Annotated in this window: 14 protein-coding genes; 6 read left to right on the top strand and 8 right to left on the bottom strand. The window is 66.0% G+C overall.

Annotated features, from left to right (window positions below; all coding sequences use genetic code 11):
• Positions 1-8: 8 nt before the first annotated feature.
• A complete protein-coding gene (locus ABH900_RS00555; RefSeq protein ID WP_429620259.1) occupies positions 9-1,079 on the bottom strand; it encodes a ferredoxin reductase in 1,071 nt (356 codons plus the stop codon).
• Between the two features lie 92 nt (positions 1,080-1,171).
• On the opposite strand from ABH900_RS00555, the gene fabR reads away from it, so the two are divergent.
• The 3 genes from fabR to ABH900_RS00540 all read left to right on the top strand — a co-directional run bounded on the left by fabR (position 1,172) and on the right by ABH900_RS00540 (position 4,798).
• Positions 1,172-1,828 (top strand): HTH-type transcriptional repressor FabR, encoded by a 657-nt coding sequence (gene fabR / locus ABH900_RS00550; RefSeq protein WP_429620257.1) that lies wholly within the window; start codon positions 1,172-1,174, stop codon positions 1,826-1,828.
• A gap of 272 nt (positions 1,829-2,100) precedes the next feature.
• Positions 2,101-4,260, top strand: a complete 2,160-nt coding sequence (locus ABH900_RS00545) for a TonB-dependent receptor plug domain-containing protein (protein WP_429620255.1) — start codon at positions 2,101-2,103, stop codon at positions 4,258-4,260.
• A complete protein-coding gene (locus tag ABH900_RS00540) occupies positions 4,250-4,798 on the top strand; it encodes a thioredoxin-like domain-containing protein (RefSeq protein WP_429620253.1) in 549 nt (182 codons plus the stop codon). The genes ABH900_RS00545 and ABH900_RS00540 overlap by 11 nt, the downstream gene beginning before the upstream one ends.
• 67 nt (positions 4,799-4,865) lie before the next feature.
• Here ABH900_RS00540 and mntR read toward each other — a convergent pair whose 3' ends face one another.
• Positions 4,866-5,336, bottom strand: a complete 471-nt coding sequence (gene mntR, locus ABH900_RS00535; protein ID WP_429620251.1) for a manganese-binding transcriptional regulator MntR — start codon at positions 5,334-5,336, stop codon at positions 4,866-4,868.
• Positions 5,337-5,453: 117 nt separating this feature from the next.
• Between mntR and ABH900_RS00530 the strand changes: the two genes are divergently transcribed.
• Positions 5,454-6,785, top strand: coding sequence for an Nramp family divalent metal transporter (locus tag ABH900_RS00530; protein WP_429620249.1), 1,332 nt, complete (start codon positions 5,454-5,456; stop codon positions 6,783-6,785).
• Between the two features lie 95 nt (positions 6,786-6,880).
• Here the strand turns inward: ABH900_RS00530 and ABH900_RS00525 are convergent, their stop codons facing one another.
• The 4 genes from ABH900_RS00525 to ABH900_RS00510 form a co-directional block, all read right to left on the bottom strand.
• Positions 6,881-7,207 (bottom strand): thioredoxin family protein, encoded by a 327-nt coding sequence (locus tag ABH900_RS00525; RefSeq protein WP_005409967.1) that lies wholly within the window; start codon positions 7,205-7,207, stop codon positions 6,881-6,883.
• Complete coding sequence (locus ABH900_RS00520; RefSeq protein ID WP_429621387.1) at positions 7,179-7,646, bottom strand: flavodoxin; 468 nt, start codon at positions 7,644-7,646, stop codon at positions 7,179-7,181. Before ABH900_RS00520 ends, ABH900_RS00525 begins: the two co-directional genes overlap by 29 nt.
• 25 nt (positions 7,647-7,671) lie before the next feature.
• Positions 7,672-8,712: a ribonucleotide-diphosphate reductase subunit beta gene (locus ABH900_RS00515; protein WP_429620247.1), complete on the bottom strand. Its 1,041-nt coding sequence runs from the start codon at positions 8,710-8,712 to the stop codon at positions 7,672-7,674.
• A gap of 61 nt (positions 8,713-8,773) precedes the next feature.
• Positions 8,774-11,152, bottom strand: a complete 2,379-nt coding sequence (locus tag ABH900_RS00510) for a ribonucleoside-diphosphate reductase subunit alpha (RefSeq protein ID WP_429620245.1) — start codon at positions 11,150-11,152, stop codon at positions 8,774-8,776.
• Between the two features lie 433 nt (positions 11,153-11,585).
• Here ABH900_RS00510 and ABH900_RS00505 point away from each other — a divergent pair, with 433 nt between their 5' ends.
• Together ABH900_RS00505 and ABH900_RS00500 are read left to right on the top strand one after the other, a co-directional pair.
• Positions 11,586-12,563 carry a zinc-binding dehydrogenase gene (locus ABH900_RS00505; RefSeq protein WP_429620243.1) on the top strand — a complete coding sequence of 326 codons (978 nt, stop codon included), beginning with the start codon at positions 11,586-11,588 and terminating at the stop codon, positions 12,561-12,563.
• Positions 12,564-12,777: 214 nt separating this feature from the next.
• A complete protein-coding gene (locus tag ABH900_RS00500) occupies positions 12,778-15,405 on the top strand; it encodes a TonB-dependent receptor (RefSeq protein ID WP_429620241.1) in 2,628 nt (875 codons plus the stop codon).
• Between the two features lie 109 nt (positions 15,406-15,514).
• Here ABH900_RS00500 and betT read toward each other — a convergent pair whose 3' ends face one another.
• Both betT and ABH900_RS00490 read right to left on the bottom strand, forming a co-directional pair.
• A complete protein-coding gene (betT, locus tag ABH900_RS00495) occupies positions 15,515-17,494 on the bottom strand; it encodes a choline BCCT transporter BetT (protein WP_429620239.1) in 1,980 nt (659 codons plus the stop codon).
• 145 nt (positions 17,495-17,639) lie between these two features.
• Positions 17,640-18,020: a VOC family protein gene (locus tag ABH900_RS00490; protein WP_429620237.1), complete on the bottom strand. Its 381-nt coding sequence runs from the start codon at positions 18,018-18,020 to the stop codon at positions 17,640-17,642.
• Positions 18,021-18,085 lie beyond the last annotated feature (65 nt).

The following is an 18,085-nucleotide window of genomic DNA, read 5'->3' as shown; positions in this document are numbered from 1 at the left end:
AGGCGTCCTCAGAGATCCAGGGTCAGGTCGGTGGTCGGTGCGCTCACGCAGATCCGTACCGGCTGTGCCGATTCGGACTGCAGGTCGCCGGTGCGCAGATGGCGGGTGGCGCCACTGACGCGGTCGCAGGTACAGGTGTTGCAGATGCCCATGCGGCAGCCATGCTTGGGCTTGATGCCATGGGCTTCGAGGCTTTCCAGCAGCGAGCGGCCACGCGGCACGCTCAACTGGCGGCCACTGCGCGCCAGTGTCAGCGACACCTCGCCTTCGCTGCTGGCGTCACGCAGCGGCGCCGGCGGGGTGAAGGCTTCGGCCTGGAAACCCGCCACCTGATGGGCCAGGCGCGTGCGCGCGGCCGCGACGAAACCGTCCGGGCCACAGGCCAGCACATGGCGCTGCGCCAGCGGCGTGTCATCGCCGGCAACCCGCAGATCGTGGGAATCGATGCGCGCGGCCGGCATCTCGCCGTCGCGGGTGGTCAGCAGGTGCACGCGCAGGTTCGTCTGGGCTGAGGCCAGTGCCTGCAGCTCATCACGGAACTGCAGATGTGCGGCCGTGCGCTCCCAGTAGAACAGGTCCACCGGTGCGGCCAGCGGACGCTGGCAGGCCTCGCGCAACAGGCTGCGCATCGGCGTGATGCCACTACCCGCGGCCAGCAACAGCACCGGTGCAGCGGCCGGCAGGTGGAACTCGCCGAAAGCGGCATCGAGGCGGAACAGCTCGCCCGGACGTGCATGGTGGACCAGATGCTGGCTGACCCGGCCGCCCTCCACCGCCTTGACGGTGATCGCCAGCTCGCGACGGCCCAGCCGGGTCGGGCTGTAACTGCGGTGCAGCACCCGCCCCTCAAGCTCCACGCTCAGGGTGACGTGCTGGCCGGCGCGCATGCCGGCCCAGTGCCGGTTGGTACGCAGTACCAGCGTTGCCGCGCCCTCGCCGGCCGGCTCGCGCCGTACCAGGCGGGCCATCGGCTCACGCAGGGTCCACAACGGATTCAGCTGGCCCGCCCAGAAATCGAACAGCGTCGGCGACACCCAGCGGTACGGGGAAAACAGAGAGGGACGGACGACAGCGCTCATGGGCGCACTATACGGGCGCACATACACCTGTGTATACATGTGTATATTGAACCGGATTGGGTATGATTCAGCCTCGCCCCACCGGAAGACCCATGGCCGCCGCGACCGCCCTGACGCCGAATGAAGATGCCAGCAGCCCGGCCCGCCGAACGGTGAGCCGCGAGGATCTGCTGGCTGCCGCGCTGAAGCTGATCGGCCCGCACCGCAGCCTGTCCACGCTGAGCCTGCGCGAAGTGGCCCGCGAGGCGGGCATCGCCCCGAACAGCTTCTATCGGCAGTTCCGCGACATGGACGAATTGGCCGTGGCACTGATCGACGTCGCCGGCCGTTCGTTGCGCACGATCATCGGCGAGGCTCGCCAGCGCGCCACCTCCAGCGCCACCAGCGTGGTTCGCGTGTCGGTGGAAACCTTCATGGAGCAGCTGCGTGCCGACGACAAGCTGCTGCATGTGCTGCTGCGCGAAGGCGCGGTCGGTTCGGACGACTTCAAGCATGCGGTCGAACGCGAGCTGCACTATTTCGAGGAAGAGCTGCAGCATGACCTGGTCCGCCTGGCCGCCCTCGATGGCGCGGTCCTGCACAAGCCGGAACTGGTATCGATGGCGATCACCCGCCTGGTGTTCGCGATGGGCGCCTCGGCCATGGACCAACCTCCGGAGAAGGATCCGGAGCTGGTCGAACAGATCTCCACGATGATCCGCATGATCATCGTCGGCGCACGCACCCCCGCCGCGTTCCGCCGCGGCTGACCAGCGCTGGATGCCGGGGGCGGATCCCTTTCCACAGGAAAGGGCTTTGCGCCCACCTGGCAAATCCCACCTGCATCGCATGACCACCGGCACGGTTGCGGCGCCAAAGTGTAATGTTATAACACCAGCATGATGCCCCTGGCCGCACGTACCGAACCGAATTGCTACGGCTTCGTTATATAGCCCTTGCTATATTCATAAGCCATTGCTTTTATATACATCAGCCAGGTCGCCCTCGCCGCCCTCCCTCCCCCAAGGACGACGCCCTCCTCATGCCCATTGCCACCTACCGCCCCCAATGTCTGCGCCTGGCCGCCGCCATCGCACTCGCCCTGCCGTTGCCCACGCTGGCGGCCGCGCCGCAACCCACTGAGCTGGACCGCGTGCAGGTGAAGGTCAGCACCGCCACGCGCAGCGAACGCCTGCTGTCGGACGTACCGATCCGCACCGAAGTGCTGCGCAAGGAAGACATCGCACTGCGCGCGGCCACCGATTTCTCGCGCGCCGCAGAACTGATCAACGGCCTGCGCGTGGAGAGCAACTGCCAGAACTGCAACACCAGCGAAGTGCAGCTGCTGGGCCTGCCCGGCGCCTACAACCAGCTGTTGTTCGATGGCATCCCGCTGCTGTCCACGCTGGGCAGCGTGTACGGCCTGGAACAGATTCCGGCCGGCTTCGTCGACCGCATCGAAGTGGTCAAGGGCGGCGGCTCGGCGCTGTACGGCCCGGGTGCGGTGGCCGGTGTGATCAACCTGATCCCGCCCCTGCCCGCGCGCAGCGGCGGCCACGTGCAGGCCGGCGTGGACGTGCTGAAGGGCACGCCACAGAAGAACGCCGATGTGCGGCTGGACCTGGTTGCAAAGGACGCCGATGCCGGCCTGTCGGTGATCGCCCAGCGCAACTGGAACAGCGGCATCGACTACAACGGCGACGGCTATACCGAGATCACCCGCAAGAGCCTCAAGGTCGGCGGGCTGCAGGCCTGGTATGCGCCCACACCGGGCACCCGGCTGCGGCTCGACCTGCAGGTCACCGACGAAACCCGTCGCGGCGGCAACCGCCTGGACCAGCCCGAATACTTGGCCAACATCGCCGAGTCGCTGGATACGAAGTACCGCCGCGGCAGCGTGTCGTGGGACCAGGAAGTGAATGCCGACGTCGACTTCCGGCTCGCCTACGCCTTTGCCGACATCGACCGCGACAGTTTCTATGGCGGCCTTGGTGATGTGGTCACCGATCCTTCCGCGCCCGGTTATGACCCTTTGCAGCTGGACCCGGACGTGGCCGGCAGCGCCGCATCACGTTCGTGGCGCCAGTACGGCCGTACCCACAACCCGCTGCACTACATCGACAGCCAGCTGAACTGGCGGCTGGGCGCGCATGCGCTGGCGTTCGGCGTGCAGTACAAGCACGAGGCGCTGCGCGACGACAACCGCAATGGCGCCGGCCAGCGCCTGGCGGTGCTGGAGGATGCCACCTTCCACAACCTCGGCGCCTTCATCCAGGACGAATGGAGCCTGCGCGACAACGTGGACCTGGTGCTGGGTGCACGCGTGGACAAGAGCTCGGAGCTGGACAATGCCGTGTTCTCGCCGCGCATCGCACTGGCCTGGCAGGCCACGCCGAACCTGAAATGGCGGGCCGGCATTGCCACCGGGTTCCGTGCACCGGAAATCTTCGTCGAAGACGTGCACGTGGATACCCTTGGCGGCGAGCAGGTGCGCGTGCGCAACACCGAGGGATTGAAGGAGGAGCGTGCGCTGACCACCCTGTTCGGCTTCGACTGGCGCTCGGATCCGGCCAACCCGGTGTGGAGCTGGGATGCCACCGCCTCGTATGCGCGCATCCGCGATACCTTCGCGCTGGGCGAGATCCAGCGCGGTGACGATGGCCGGCTCAGCCAGCTGCGCTACAACGCGTCCGGCTCGAACGTGCTGGGCATGGAAACCAATCTCGGCTGGCAGCCGTCCGCACAGTGGCGGTTGACCGCCGGCGCCTCGTGGTACCGCTCGCGCTTCCGCGAACCGCAGCGGATCTTCGATGACACCGGCGACGGCGGCAACACGGTCATCGAAAGCCGCGACTATCTGAAGACACCGCGCTGGAGCGGCGTGGCGCAGCTCAGCTGGATGCCGGCCGAGCCGTGGGAGACCTTCGTCGCGTTGCGCCACACCGGGCCGATGTCGGTGCTGAACAACCGGCTGGGCGAACTGCACCGCACCCGTTCGTTCCTGGTCACCGACCTCGGCGCGCGCTGGCACCACCACCTCGGCGCACAGGCACAGCGGGAAGTGTCGGTGGCCGCCGGCGTCAAGAACGTATTCGACCAGCGCCAGAAGGATCTGGAAGTGGGCGCACTGCGTGACAGCGATTACGTCTACGGGCCGCGCTTCGCACGCTCGTGGTACGTCAACCTGCGCTATGCGTTCTGAGCCACCGCGCAGGTTGCTGCTGGCCGCTGCGCTGCTGTTGGCGGCACCGGCCATGGGCGCGGACCTGCATGCACAGGTTTCCGCTTCGCTGATGCGGCCCGAGCAGCGCTCGCTGCGGCCAATGCAGTGGTCACCACCACCGAAGCTGGTGGCGCTCTATTTCGGTGCTGACTGGTGTGCGCCCTGCCATGCCTTCGTGCCGACCCTGCGCAGTGTGCGCGATGCATTGCGTAACGCAGGCGCCGATACCGAGGTGGTGTATGTCAGCCTCGACGAGAGCGAGGCTGCGCTGCGCCGCTACATGCAGGCACAGGACATGCCATGGCCGGTGCTGGACCCGCGCCGCGCCACGCGCATGCCAGCACTGCAGGCCCTGGCCGGGCTGGGCCCACCCAACCTGGTACTGATCGATGCCCACGGCAATGTGCTGGCCAACGGCTGGCAGGGCCGGCGATACGACGGCCTGCAGCCGGTGCTGAAGGAGTGGACCAAACGGGCGTGCGCGCAGGAGCAGGCGCGTTGTCCACCTGCGTTGTAGCGTCGAGCCTTGCTCGATTCATTCCATCACCGCGCGAACGGCAGCCGGGCATGGCCCGGCACAACCGCTACGGCGCCCCACCTTCGGCCTTGCGCACGAACGCTTCGAACAGCGCCAGCGTCTGTTCGCTGACATGGTGCTCGATGCCCTCGGCATCACGCCGGGCGGTATCTGGATCCACACCCAGCGCCAGCAGGAAGCGCTCCACGGTCTGGTGGCGCTGACGGCTGGCGTGCGCCAGCGCCTCGCCTTCCGGGGTCAGGAACACGCCACGATACGGCCGCTGGACCACCCAGCCATCACGGGCCAGCCGCCGCAGCATCTTCGCCACCGTCGGCTGGGCCACGCCCAGGCGGGTCGCGATGTCGACCTGGCGGGCCTCGCCGCCGTCGGCCAGCAGGTCCGAGATCAGCTCGACATAGTCCTCCACCAGCTCCATCCGGTGCGCCTCGCGCACCTGCCGGAAGCTCTCGACCTGGCGCTCGGCCTCGATCAATGGAGTGCTTTTCAGCGCTGTCGAATCATCGGTCTTGCCCACGCCTGCGCCTGTCCTGCCGGAGGGATCCGGGGTTGAAGCTGAATTCTGGACCAGTAACGCGATAAAGACGATTGTTTCACATTGCTAACCACTATAGCAGGGGCTATATTCGGGTCCATGAATACCCTCGCGCCCCGCGATCCTTCGGCCTCCACTCCGGCCAGCCTGGGTGCGCTCAACGCCTCGGTCGCGGTGCCCGACAAGGGCCATTGGTGGTTCCGCCTGCTGGCGTTCCTCGGCCCGGGCTACATGATCTCGGTCGGCTACATGGACCCGGGCAACTGGGCCACCGACCTGGCCGGCGGTTCGCGCTTCGGCTACCTGCTGCTGTCGGTCATCCTCATTTCCAACCTGATGGCGGTGATCCTGCAGGCGCTGTCGGCGCGGCTCGGCATCGCCACCGGCATGGACCTGGCGCAGGCCTGCCGCGCGCGTTACCCCAAGCCGGTGAACCTGGCGCTGTGGGCGCTATGCGAGGCAGCGATCATCGCCTGCGACCTGGCCGAGGTGATCGGCACCGCGATCGCATTGAAGCTGCTGTTCGATCTGCCACTGCTGTGGGGTGCGGTGATCACCGCACTGGATACATTGCTGGTCCTGCTGCTGATGAACCGCGGCTTCCGTGCGCTGGAAGCCTTCGTAATCGCGCTGCTGATGGTGATCTTCGCCTGCTTCGTGGTGCAGATCGCGATGGCCGCGCCGCCGGTGATGGCGGTGCTGGGCGGCTTCATTCCGCGCGCGCAGGTGGTCACCGATCCGCACGCGCTGTACATCGCGATCGGTATCATTGGTGCCACGGTGATGCCGCACAATCTCTATCTGCATTCGTCCATCGTGCAGACCCGCGCCTATCCGCGTACGGATGAAGGTCGTCGCAGCGCCCTGCGCTGGGCGGTCACCGACAGCACCCTTGCGTTGACCCTCGCATTGTTCATCAACGCCAGCATCCTGATCCTGGCCGCGGCTGTGTTCCATTCCAATGGCCGCTTCGACGTGGAAGACATCGAACAGGCACACCAGCTGCTGGCACCCATGCTGGGCGTAGGCCTGGCCTCGACCCTGTTCGCGGTGGCACTGCTGGCCTCGGGGCTGAACTCGACGGTGACTGCCACGCTGGCTGGCCAGATCGTGATGGAAGGTTTCCTGCGCCTGCGCCTGCCGCCGTGGCTGCGGCGCCTGCTGACGCGCGCACTGGCGATCATCCCGGTGGTGGTGGTGATCGTGATGTTCGGCGACCAGGGCGCGGTGAAGCTGCTGGTGCTGAGCCAGGTGGTACTGTCGATGCAGCTGCCGTTCGCGATCATTCCGCTGGTACGGATCGTGACCGACAGGATGACCATGGGCGCACTGGTCGCACCGCGCTGGCTGGGTGCAACCGCCTGGGTGATTGCCCTGGTGATCGTGGTACTGAACGTGAAGCTGCTGGTGGATACTTTCGCCGGAGCGTGACCCCGGTAGATCCACGCCATGCGTGGATCCCTTTACACGGTGTGGGGGTCAGAGCCCTTGCCTCCGGCAAGGGATCCGACCCCGCCATCTCCGCCTTACAGATGCAGCGCGATCGCCGCTTCGATCTGCTGCGGCGACTGGAACCCGGCCAGGCGCGTGCGTTCGTCACCGTCACGGAACAGGGACAGCGTCGGCGTCTGCCGCAGCCCCAGCTCCCTGAAGAACGCCTCACCCAGCACCTCCAGCTGCACGCGCAGCAACGTGGTGCCCTGCCCCGCCACGCTGTTGGCTACCCGGTGCAACGACATCTCAAGCATCCGGCACCCTGGGCACTGGTCCTTGTGGAAATCCACCAGCACCCGCGGGTGCTCGGCCAGCAGCTGCTGGAACTGTTCAGGCGTGGTGGCGTCGATGATCTGCATCGCTGTTGCTCCAGTAGTGGGCCAGGACCGCATCGGTCCAGGCATCGATGGCTTCGGCATGACGCTCGCCATGCGGCATCTGTTCGATCTCCAGCGGCGGGTAGTCGCTGCGGAAGTAGCGGATCAAGCGGTGCACCGCGCCGCAGTAGTACTCCTTCCCCCACTGCGTCTCGCCGGTGCCGAACACCGCCAGCTGCCGTGGGCGCTCGCCGCGCTCGGCGGTGCCGGCCACCCAGGCCTTCATCTCCGTCGGCGTACGGCCGGCGTTGTCGGTCCAGCAGCCCAGCAGCACCAGGTCGGCCTCGTCGGCAGCCAGCGGAGGTGCCTGGCGCAGGTCGTCGGCCTCGTGCCAGTGCACGACATGACCCGCGGCGCGACAGCATTCGGCAATCTGCCGGCCCAGCTCACGGGTGTTGCCGCTCAACGAGGCAACGACCAGCAGGATGCGCAGCGCGGCGCCAGGCTCAGAGATCGTCGAAGCCGTTGTCGACGTTGGTCTTCTTGTAGCTTGCATTGCGCATCTCGAAGAAGTCGGTCTTGGTCTCGGTGAAGTTGTCGGCGTAGGCCTTGATCCACGGCATCACGTTGTCGGTGGTGTCGCTGTACAGGCGATCGATGCCGAGCATGCCGGCCATCTTGTTGGCGCGGTACTTCACGTAACGCACCATCTCGTCCACGTCGATGCCATCGATGCCGTCCAGCACCTCCGACGACCACTGGGTTTCCAGCTCGATGGCATGCTGGAACGCCCCGTGCACGTAGTCGGTGAGCTCGTGGGTCTGCAGTTCCGGGTTCTCGCCGATGATCGCCCGGATCAGCTCGCTGATGAACTTGGTATGGGCCAGTTCGTCGCGGTTGATGAAGCTGATGATCTTGCCGGTGCCGGTCATGCGGTTCTGCCGCACCATGTTGTAGAAGTAGGCGAAGCCGGAATAGAAATTGATGCCCTCCAGGATCGAGGACTGGATCAGCGACTTCAGCAGGGTCTCGGCGGTCTTCTCACGCATGAAGTCGTCATACGCCCCCATGATCGGTGCGTTGCGCTTGATGATCGTCGGGTGGGTACGGGCAATCTCGAAGATGCGGTTCTGGTTTGGCAGGTCGGTGATCGAGGCCAGCACGTAGCTGTAGCTCTCGTTGTGGATCACTTCCTGCTGGCCGATGATCGCCGCGTTCGCATGCGCCGCCGGGTCGGTGATGTACTCAGCCACGTTGTAGATGAAACGGGTCTGCGGCGAATCGAGCGTGGCGAGCAGACCGATGATCGAGTCGTAGGCGTTCTTCTCGCGTCCGGACAGCTCGCCGTACTGGCGCGCGTCCAGCTTCATGTCCACCTCGTCGGGAATCCAGAAGTTGGTCGAAAGCTCCTTGTACGCCCGATAGAACGACGGGTACGGGATGTCGTTCCAGTTCAGGATGCCGCTGGTGCGGCCATTGATGATGCCGGTGCTGCGGTTGGGGTGGCGCGGTTCGAGGATCTTGATGCGGTCGAGCGGAGTTGCCATGGTCGTTTGCCTTCGTTCTTTTCCCACCGGGTTGCCGGCCAGCGGCCGGCACTACCATTGATCAGCTGGCGCACCACTCGCATTCGCTGATGTCGATGTCGTTGGAGCGCACGTAGTAGGTCGTCTTCAGGCCTTCGCGCCAGGCACTCAGGTGCAGCTCCAGCAACGTGCTGGCGCGGATGGTGCTGGGCACATACAGGTTGAAGCTGATCGACTGGTCGACGTGGCGCTGGCGGCGCGCGTTCTGGCGCACACTGGCGAACTGGTCGACCTTGTAGGCGCCCTTCTCGTAGTACGGCCAGGTCTCCAGCGACAGGCCCGGCGCAGCCACCGGCCGCCGGAAGTCCTTCTTCTCCTCGTAGTAGAACGCGCTGTAGATCGGGTCGATCGATGCCGTGGACCCAGCGATCTGGGCGGTACTCATGTTCGGCGCGACCGCCAGCAGCCAGCCGTTGCGCAGGCCGTGCGTGGCCACTTCGCGGGCCAGGCTGTCCCAGGCGGCACCGCTGTAGTCACGGTCACGGAAGTAGCGCCCGTTGTGCCAGTCGCTGTCGGCGAACATCGGATAGCTGCCCTTCTCCTTCGCCAGTTGTGCGCTGGCCTGGATGGTCAGGAAGTTGATTCGCTCGTACAGGCGGTCGGCCAGCTGCTCGGCATCCGGCGACTCCCAGTGGATCGCCTGCTGTGCCAGCAGGTGGTGCCAGCCGAACGTACCCAGGCCGATGGCGCGGTACTTGCGGTTGGTGATCGTGGCCTGCGGCACTGGCAGTGCGTTGAGGTCGATCACGTTGTCGAGCATGCGCACCTGGATCGGGATCAGCCGTTCCAGTACGTCGGCGGCCAACAGGTCATCCGGCGCGCTGATGGCGCGACCGAGGTTGATCGAGGACAGGTTGCAGACCACGAAGTCGCCGGCACGGCGGGTGGTGACGATCTGGTCGCCGCTGACGATCTCCTGGATCATCCGCGTCGGGCTCATGTTCTGCAGGATCTCGGTGCACAGGTTGCTGGAATAGACCATGCCCGCGTGCTTGTTCGGGTTTCTCCTGTTTACCTCGTCGCGGTAGAACAGGAACGGATTGCCGGTCTCCAGCTGGCTGAGCATGATCCGCTTGAACAGGTCGATGGCCTTCACCGTGCGCCGGCTGATGCGCTCGTCGGCCACCAGTTCGGCATAGCGGTCGCGGAAGCTACCCTGGCCGCGCTTCTCATCGTAGAAATCCTGCAGGTACCAGCCCTTGGCCTGCTTCACCTCGTGCGGATCGAACAGATACCAGTCGGCACGGCGTTCAACCGCTTCCATGAACAGATCGGGCACGCAGATGGCGGTGAACACGTCGTGCGCGCGCAGGCGCTGGTCACCATTGTTCAGGCGCAGGTCCATGAAGGCTTCGATGTCGCGGTGCCAGATGTCCAGGTAAACCGCCACCGCACCTTTGCGCTGGCCGAGCTGGTCGACCGACACAGCGGTGTTGTTGAGCTGCTTGATCCACGGCACGACGCCGCCGGACGAGTTGGGCACACCGCGGATCGGAGCACCGCTGCTGCGCACGTAGCCCAGGTAGGCGCCGACACCACCGCCGTGCTTGGACACGCGTGCGATATCGGTGTTGGAGTCATAGATGCCCTGCAGGCTGTCGTCCACCGTGTCGATGAAGCAGCTGGACAGCTGGCCACCGACCTTGCCGGCATTGGCCAACGTCGGCGTAGCTACCGTCATGTACAGGTTGGACAGCGCCCAGTAGGCCTCGCCGACCAGCTGCATGCGCCGCACGCGGCCGCTCTCACCCGGCCCGCCCTCCTCCTGCATCAGGTACAGCGCGATGGTCAGCCAGCGCTCCTGCGGCAGCTCGTAGACCTCGCGGCTGCGGTCGCTGGCCAGATAGCGCGTGGCCAGCAGGTACAGGCCGTTGTAGGCAAACAGACGGTCGCGTTCCGGGTCGATCATCTCACCGGCCTGCTGCAGCTCTTCCTTCGAGTAGCAGCGCAGGATGTCGTTGCTGTAGATGCCGCGGTCGGCCAGGCTCTCCTGCAGCCCCACGTACGAGCCGTACTTCAGGCCGACATCGTAGAAGCGGTTGCGGCTGGCACGCTTGTACAGGCGACGCAGGTAGATGCGCGCGGCGAACTGCTCCCACTCCGGCGCGACGAGGTCCACCCGCGACTCGGCCTCGCGGATCAGCAGATCGACCAGGTCGTCGGCACTGAGGCTGGGCTTGCGCTCGACCATCGCCTGCACCACACGGCGGTAGTCGCTCACATCCAACTGCGGGAACTCGGCATGCACGGCGTCGATGCTGCGTTGCAGGCGCGCAGCCTCGAACGGCAGGCGACGGTTGCCGGCTTCCTTGGTGATCCAGGTCGGCACACGCTCGCCGCCAGCGCGCAAGGCGTCGCCGGCGCCGGCCAGATCGGCCACGCGGAAGGTACTGTCGGTCATGGTGGTGAAACTCCAGGCTCGCACGCACTCTGGCGGTCGATGCCATGGCGGCCCTGCACGCGATACCGGCGCACGGGGCGGTCGGGGTGGGATGCCAACGCGCGGGAACATCAGATCGTCGGCAACTGCCTGCGCCTGCGGCCGGTATCCGGGCCGTGGGGGCGATCTGGGTCCGCGCGATGGCGGCCGCGTCGACACGGCAAGCCTTCAGGGGCGGGCCGCGGGACGTTTGCTGCATGTCCGGCGGCGGCGGCTGACCGGGAGTGACGGCCACAACATAGTGTGGATATCCAGTGCCGTCAACACAAGATGCAGTAATCAGCACATGCCGCGACGATCCGTCGCAGGATGCCGTGTTGCACCTGCAGTGCCTTGTCGACACCGCGTGCGGCCCCAGTTCGGTACAACATCCACTTTCCCCGGAACACCGCCCATGCGCGCTGCCCAGTACTCTTCCTTCGGCGACCCGGCCGACGTCCTTGCCGTTGCCGACGCCCCCCTGCCCGAACCTGGCCCTGGCGAGGTGCGCATCCGCACCGTGCTGGCCTCGATCCACAACCACGATCTTCTGACCGTGCGCGGCCTGTACGGCTACAAGCCAACGCTGCCCGCCATCGGTGGCAGCGAAGCACTGGGTCTGGTCGATGCGCTCGGCGAGGGTGTGGACGGTCTGCAGATCGGCCAGCGCGTTGCCGCCGCATCGGTGCACGGCACCTGGGCCGAAGCCTTCATCGCACCGGCGCGGATGGTGATCCCGATGCCGGAAGCCATCCCCGACGAGATGGCCGCACAGCTGATCGCCATGCCGTTGAGCGCGCTGATGCTGCTGGAGTTCCTGCACGTCGAGGCGGGCCAGTGGGTCGTGCAGAACACCGCCAACGGCGCCGTCGGCAAGTCGCTGGCGATGCTGGCGCGGGCGCGCGGCGTGCACGTGGCCAATCTGGTGCGCAATGCCGAAGCAGTGGCGCAGTTGCAGGCGCTGGGCATCGATCATGTGTTCGACACTTCGGTGGACGGCTGGAAGGACCGTGTGCGTGAAGCCACCGGCGAAGCACAGGCGGCGGCCGCAGTGGACTCCATCGGCGGCGACGCCAGTGGCGACCTGGTCGACCTGCTCGGCCACCACGGCACCCTGGTCTCGTTCGGCGTGATGAGCGGCGAACCCATGCGCATTCCCGCCGGCGGCCTGATCTACAAGGAAGCCACGGTGAAGGGCTTCTGGGGCAGCAAGATCAGCCAGGCGATGGCGGTGGAAGACAAGCGCAGGCTGGTCGGCGAGTTGTTGAAGCGTGCGGCCGGCGGTGAACTGACCCTGCCGGTGGAGCGGATCTTCGCATTGGACGACATCGCCAAGGCGGTGAAGGCCGGAGGCGGTTCGGGCCGAAACGGCAAGGTGTTGCTGCACCCGTGACAACCGGGGTCAGATCCCTTTCCGCTGGAAAGGGATCTGACCCCCCAGGAGGAGTGCGGACCAACGGTCCGCACCCACCGCACCGGTCGATAACAAGGCCAGTTATTTCGTTAAGAACCTGTGATGTATAACTGAATGCGCTTTCGTCATTGGAAGGTGCAGGTACCTGCATGCGGTACTGACGGCTCCTCCCCCGTTCGGCGTTGTCGCTTCCATGTACCGCACCACCTTGAACCTGCTTGCCGGCGCCATTGCGCTGGGCCTATCCGCCGGCGTTGCCGGCGCCGCTGAAACCGCCGATACCGGCAAGGACAGCACCACCCTCGGCGCCGTGCTGGTGACCGGCTCGAACATCAAGCGCAGCGATACCGCCGGCCCGAACCCGGTGCAGATCGTCAGCCGCGAACAGATCGAGCAGACCGGCCGTTCGACCCTCACCGACGTGCTGCGCAACCTGTCGGCCAACGCCGGCAACAGCTTCGACGAGCAGTACACCGGCAGCTTCGCCGCCGGCTCGGCCTCGATCGGCCTGCGTGGCCTGTCGCCGAAGAACACGCTGGTGCTGGTCAATGGTTACCGCGTCTCCAACTTCGGCTTCGCACTCAATACCCAGGACACCTTCGTCGATCTCAACGCGCTGCCGATCAGCGCGGTCGAACGCATCGAAGTACTGAAGGATGGTGCCTCGGCGGTGTACGGCTCCGACGCCATCGCCGGCGTCATCAACATCATCCTGCGAAAGAACTTCCAGGGCGTGGAGGTCGGTGGCGGCTTCGGTACCGCCACCCAGGGCGGCTTGAACGAACGCAAGGCCAACCTGCTGGCCGGCTTCGGTGATCTTGAACAGCAGGGCTGGAACGTGCTGTTCGGGCTGGACCTGCTCAAGCGTGATCGCCTGGACGCCGATCAGCGCGCCTATACCCGCAGCGGCGATTTCCGCGACAAGCCCGGTGGCCGCCTCGCCGGCTGGTCCACCGCCGGTGGCAACTGGCTGACCAACCCGCGCGCACCGCAGCCGTTCGCCAGCTGCCCCGAGGGCAGCCAACTGCGGCCCTACAGCGACTTCGGCAGCACCCTGCCCGGCCAGGCCTGCGCCTTCAATGCACAGCCCTACAAGACCCTGCAACCCGGCGCCGAGCGCCTGCAGGCATCGCTGAGTGCGACCTACCGTTTCAATGACAGCGTCGAGGCCTTTGCCGATGTGCTTTACAGCCACAACAAGGCCGACCAGATCTTCAGCGCGCCGCTGACCGTCGGCCCGGGCCTGCGTGCCTACAATCCGGCCACCGGCACGCTGATCGACGTTCCGGCGGTGTTGCCGGTCGGCCACCCGAACAACCCGGGCGGCGCACCGCTGCCGTTCGAGTACACCTTCTTCGATCTCGGCCCACGCCTGAAAGACAACACCCAGGTGTTCTATCGCGCCCTCGCTGGCGTGCGCGGCAGCGGCCAGCGCTGGGACTGGGAAGTGGCGGCATTGACCTCGCAGAGCGCGCAACGCGAGTACGTCGACAACTTCGTCAACCGCTATGCGTTCGAGCAGATCCTGCGCGATGGCAGCTACAACTTTCTCAACCCGTCCAACACACCGGGCGCGCTCGATGCGCTGCGCCTGCAGACCAAACGCCCGGGCTGGTACAAGCTGCACTCGCTCAACGTGAAGGCTTCGACGTCGCTGTGGGAGCTGCCAGCCGGTGCGATCGGCTTCGCCTGGGGCGCCGAGTTCCGCAAGGAATCGCTGGATGCGCGCACCAGCGCCCAGGTGCTGTCGGGTACCGAGCTGCGCCCGGCCATCAACGTGGTCAACGGCGAGCGCCAGGTCAGCGCCGCCTACGCCGAGCTGAGCGTGCCGCTGCACCGTACGCTTGAACTGCAGGTGGCCGGACGCGGCGACCACTACGACGATTTCGGCAAGGCGTTCTCGCCGAAGGTTGCGCTGCGCTGGCAACCACTGGACAGCCTGCTGCTGCGCGGTTCGTTCTCGCGTGGCTTCCGCGCACCGTCGCTGCCGGAGATCGCACCGGGCCAGACCGTCAGCTATGGCTCGGTGATCGATCCGTTCGACCCGCTGCAACCGGGCGGCAGCCGTGGCGTCACCAACATCCGTACCGGCAACCCTGACCTGAAGGCCGAGCGATCGCGCAACTTCAACGTGGGTGCAGTGTGGTCGCCCGATGGCGATACCAGCATCGGCCTGGACTGGTACCGCATCGAACAGGACAACCTGGTCAAGCCGGACAGCGCACAGTTCATCGTTGACAACCCGACGCTGTTCCCGGGCCGGGTGCAGCGTGATGCGCAGGGACGCATCCAGTTCATCACCAACCAGTATGCCAACCAGGGCGAACTGACCACCTCAGGCCTGGATCTGGATGCAAGCCGCACGTTCCGCACCGAGAGCTGGGGCAACCTCACCGTGGCCGGCAGCTGGACCCACCTGCTCAGCTTCAAGCAGCCGCTGGTGGCCGGGCAGGCACCGTATGACGGCGCCGGCAACAACCGCCACGGCGCACTGCCGCGCACCCGCGGCACCACGTCGCTGAACTGGGCGCTGGGCGATTGGAGCAGCACGCTGAGCCTGCAGTACGTGAGCGGTTACGACCAGCGCGTGGCGACGGCAACCAGCAACCCGGGCCTGCGCGACCGCGTCAAGCCGTATCACCAGCTGGACCTTTACGTGGCCTACGAAGGTATTCCCAACACCACGCTGTCGCTGTCGGTGCTGAACCTGACCGACAAGGACCCGCCGTTCGACCCGGCCGGTGGCTCCAATGGTTTCGACATCAGCCAGTACAACCTGCGCGGGCAGTTCGTCTCGCTGGGGGCGCGCTACCGGTTCTGACCGCCGCTGTAGAGCCGAGCCCATGCTCGGCTGCTCTCCCGGAACCAAGCAGCCGAGCATGGGCTCGGCTCTACAGAGGTGTGCGGACCAACGGTCCGCACCCACCGCATCAACGGCTCAGGTGCAGGAACTGCAGGTGTCGTTCGTACTGGCTGATGATGTCGTTGATGATCTGCTTGCGGCTGTAACCCACCAGGTCGTAATCCTGGCTGCCTTCGAACAGATGCACTTCGGCGCGGTAGTAGCGCTGGTTGCGCAGCTGCTGCGCGGCGAACGACGGGGTCAGGTAGCCGCTGAGGATCACCCGGTACAGGAAGTCCTGTTGTTCGCCGTGGTTGACCGACAACTCCATGTCACCCGCCTCGAACCGTGTCTGCACGTCCCAGCCCTGCCCGCGCAGCTGCTCGGCCACCGCTTCCATCGCCGGCTTCACCGTGTCGTCCATGAAGCGGTAGACCTGGTCGCGTACCGGGAAGTGCATGGCCTGGCTCAAGCGCTGGCGCCAGCCCTGGTGGTGGCGGTCGTCACCGATCAGCGGCGACGGCCGGTACTGCAGCGCGCGTTTGCGATGCGACTCGTCACTGAAGGCGCGGGTCAGGCCCCACATCATCAACAGCAGGATCGCCGAGAACGGCAGCGACGCCAGCACCACCGCCGATTTCAGCGCATCGATACTCCCGGCCAGCAGCAGGCCGGCAGTCAGCACCGCGATCACCGTGCCCCAGAACACGCGCAGCCAGCGCGGGCCATCGTCCTCCGGCGCACCGCCATGCGAGGACAGCGTGGACAGCACCACCGCGCCGGAATCGGCCGAGGTCACGAAGAAGATGAAGCTGACCAGCACCGTCACCGTGATCACCGCGCGGCTCCAGGGATAGCCGTCGAGCAAGGCGTAGAGCACCGTCGGTGGATCATCCACCGCCAGCTGCGCCAGCTGTTGCTGGCCGTGGTGCAACACCTGGTCCAGCGCGCTGTTGCCGAAGATCGACAGCCACGCCAGGGTGAAGCCGAGCGGGATCAGCAGCACGCCGAACACGAATTCACGGATGGTGCGGCCGCGCGAGATGCGCGCGATGAACAGCCCGACGAACGGCGCCCAGCCGATCCACCAGGCCCAGTAGAACACCGTCCAGCCGCCCAGCCATTCCGGGCGGCCGCCATAGGCATACACGTCGAAGCTCTTGCCGACCACACTGCCCAGATAGTCGCCCAGGTTCTGCATCAGCGTGCTGAGCAGGTACTGGGTGGGACCGGCGCACAGCATGAACAGCACCAGCGCGATCGCCAGCAACATGTTGATGTTGGCCATCCAGCGCACGCCCTTCTCCACGCCGGACACCGCGACCGCCACGGCGGCGCCCATCATCGCCACCACCAGCAGGATCTGCACCAGATTGGAATGTGGCACGTTGAACAGATGCGACAGACCGGCGTTGAGGTGCAGCACGCCAAAGCCCATGTCGGCGCCGATGCCGAACACGGTGGCGACAATGCCCAGTGCATCCACGGTATAGCCGATCGGGCCGTTGATGCGCTTGCCGATCAGCGGATACAGCGCCGACCGCAGCGCCAGCGGCAGGTTGTGGCGGTAGGCGAAGTAGGCCATCGCCATCGCCGCCAGCGCGAACACGCCCCAGCCGTGCAGGCCCCAGTGCAGGAACAGCAGCTGCATGGCCTGGCGTGCACCGGCCTCGCCCGCGGCCGGATCGCCCTGCGGCGGCTGCAGGTAGTGGGTCAGCGGTTCGGAAACACAGAAGAAGAACAGGGTGATGCTGATGCCAGCGGCGAACAGCATGCCGGCCCAGGAGAGATAGCTGAACTCTGGTTCGTCATGGTCGGCGCCGAGCTTGATGCCACCGTACTTGGACAGCGCCACGCCGACCACGAACACCAGGTACAGGGTCATCGCCAGCAGGTAGTACCAGCCGACATTGAGCGCGGCCCAGTCCTGTGCCTTGAGCAGCAGGCGGCCCGCACCGAGCGGGAACAGACTGACGAACAGCGCGAACGCCACGACAATGATCGCCGCGAAGGCGAACACAGGTCGAAGGGTGCGCACCGGGGATTGTTGCGGCTCCAGTACATCCATGGGGCGGCGTTCTCCGGTAGATCAATGGGTTAGCCCATTGATTCTGGCTGAATCGCGGTGGACAGAGCATGAAGTTGCGGCCTGCAGTCACAGCTCGCGCGCGTAGTTTCGTGCTATCACGCGCGCGCCGCCTGCCCGCTGCACGTCACGACATCACATGCACCGCGCAGAGTTTGTTGCCGTCGGGGTCGCGCAGGTAGGCCAGGAACAGCTGGCGACCGGCCATGCTGCGGATGCCGGCGGGATCTTCGATGGCGGTGCCGCCGTGGGCCACGCCGGCATCCTGCCAGCCACGCACGGCCTCGGCACTGTCCAGGGTGAAACCGATGGTGCCGCCGTTGGCATGGCACGCCGCTTGCCCATCGATCGGCGCGGTGACGATGAACATGCGGCCATCCTTGAAGTAGACCAGACGACCTTTTTCATCGAAGACGCCCGGGCGAGCGCCGAGTGCGGTGAACAGGGCATCGTAGAAGCGATGCGCGACGTCCATGTTGTTCGTTCCAACGGTGATGTGGCTGAACATGCGGGCACTCCCTGCAGTAAAGCCGCAGTGTCGGCGAGCGCGGCCTGCATCGCAAACCCGCCCGT

The sequence above is a fragment of the Stenotrophomonas sp. AN71 genome (genome assembly GCF_050435725.1).
Lineage (GTDB): Bacteria > Pseudomonadota > Gammaproteobacteria > Xanthomonadales > Xanthomonadaceae > Stenotrophomonas.
This window is presented reverse-complemented; position numbering and strand designations above follow the sequence as displayed.

What these genes read in the sequence shown, in the direction of transcription:
- ABH900_RS00555 (WP_429620259.1), bottom strand. Translation starts at nt 1,079, where the DNA reads ATGAGCGCTGTCGTCCGTCCCTCTCTGTTTTCCCCGTACCGCTGGGTG.
- fabR (WP_429620257.1), top strand. Translation starts at nt 1,172, where the DNA reads ATGGCCGCCGCGACCGCCCTGACGCCGAATGAAGATGCCAGCAGCCCG.
- ABH900_RS00545 (WP_429620255.1), top strand. Translation starts at nt 2,101, where the DNA reads ATGCCCATTGCCACCTACCGCCCCCAATGTCTGCGCCTGGCCGCCGCC.
- ABH900_RS00540 (WP_429620253.1), top strand. Translation starts at nt 4,250, where the DNA reads ATGCGTTCTGAGCCACCGCGCAGGTTGCTGCTGGCCGCTGCGCTGCTG.
- ABH900_RS00530 (WP_429620249.1), top strand. Translation starts at nt 5,454, where the DNA reads ATGAATACCCTCGCGCCCCGCGATCCTTCGGCCTCCACTCCGGCCAGC.
- ABH900_RS00525 (WP_005409967.1), bottom strand. Translation starts at nt 7,207, where the DNA reads ATGCAGATCATCGACGCCACCACGCCTGAACAGTTCCAGCAGCTGCTG.
- ABH900_RS00515 (WP_429620247.1), bottom strand. Translation starts at nt 8,712, where the DNA reads ATGGCAACTCCGCTCGACCGCATCAAGATCCTCGAACCGCGCCACCCC.
- ABH900_RS00510 (WP_429620245.1), bottom strand. Translation starts at nt 11,152, where the DNA reads ATGACCGACAGTACCTTCCGCGTGGCCGATCTGGCCGGCGCCGGCGAC.
- ABH900_RS00505 (WP_429620243.1), top strand. Translation starts at nt 11,586, where the DNA reads ATGCGCGCTGCCCAGTACTCTTCCTTCGGCGACCCGGCCGACGTCCTT.
- ABH900_RS00500 (WP_429620241.1), top strand. Translation starts at nt 12,778, where the DNA reads ATGTACCGCACCACCTTGAACCTGCTTGCCGGCGCCATTGCGCTGGGC.
- betT (WP_429620239.1), bottom strand. Translation starts at nt 17,494, where the DNA reads ATGGATGTACTGGAGCCGCAACAATCCCCGGTGCGCACCCTTCGACCT.
- ABH900_RS00490 (WP_429620237.1), bottom strand. Translation starts at nt 18,020, where the DNA reads ATGTTCAGCCACATCACCGTTGGAACGAACAACATGGACGTCGCGCAT.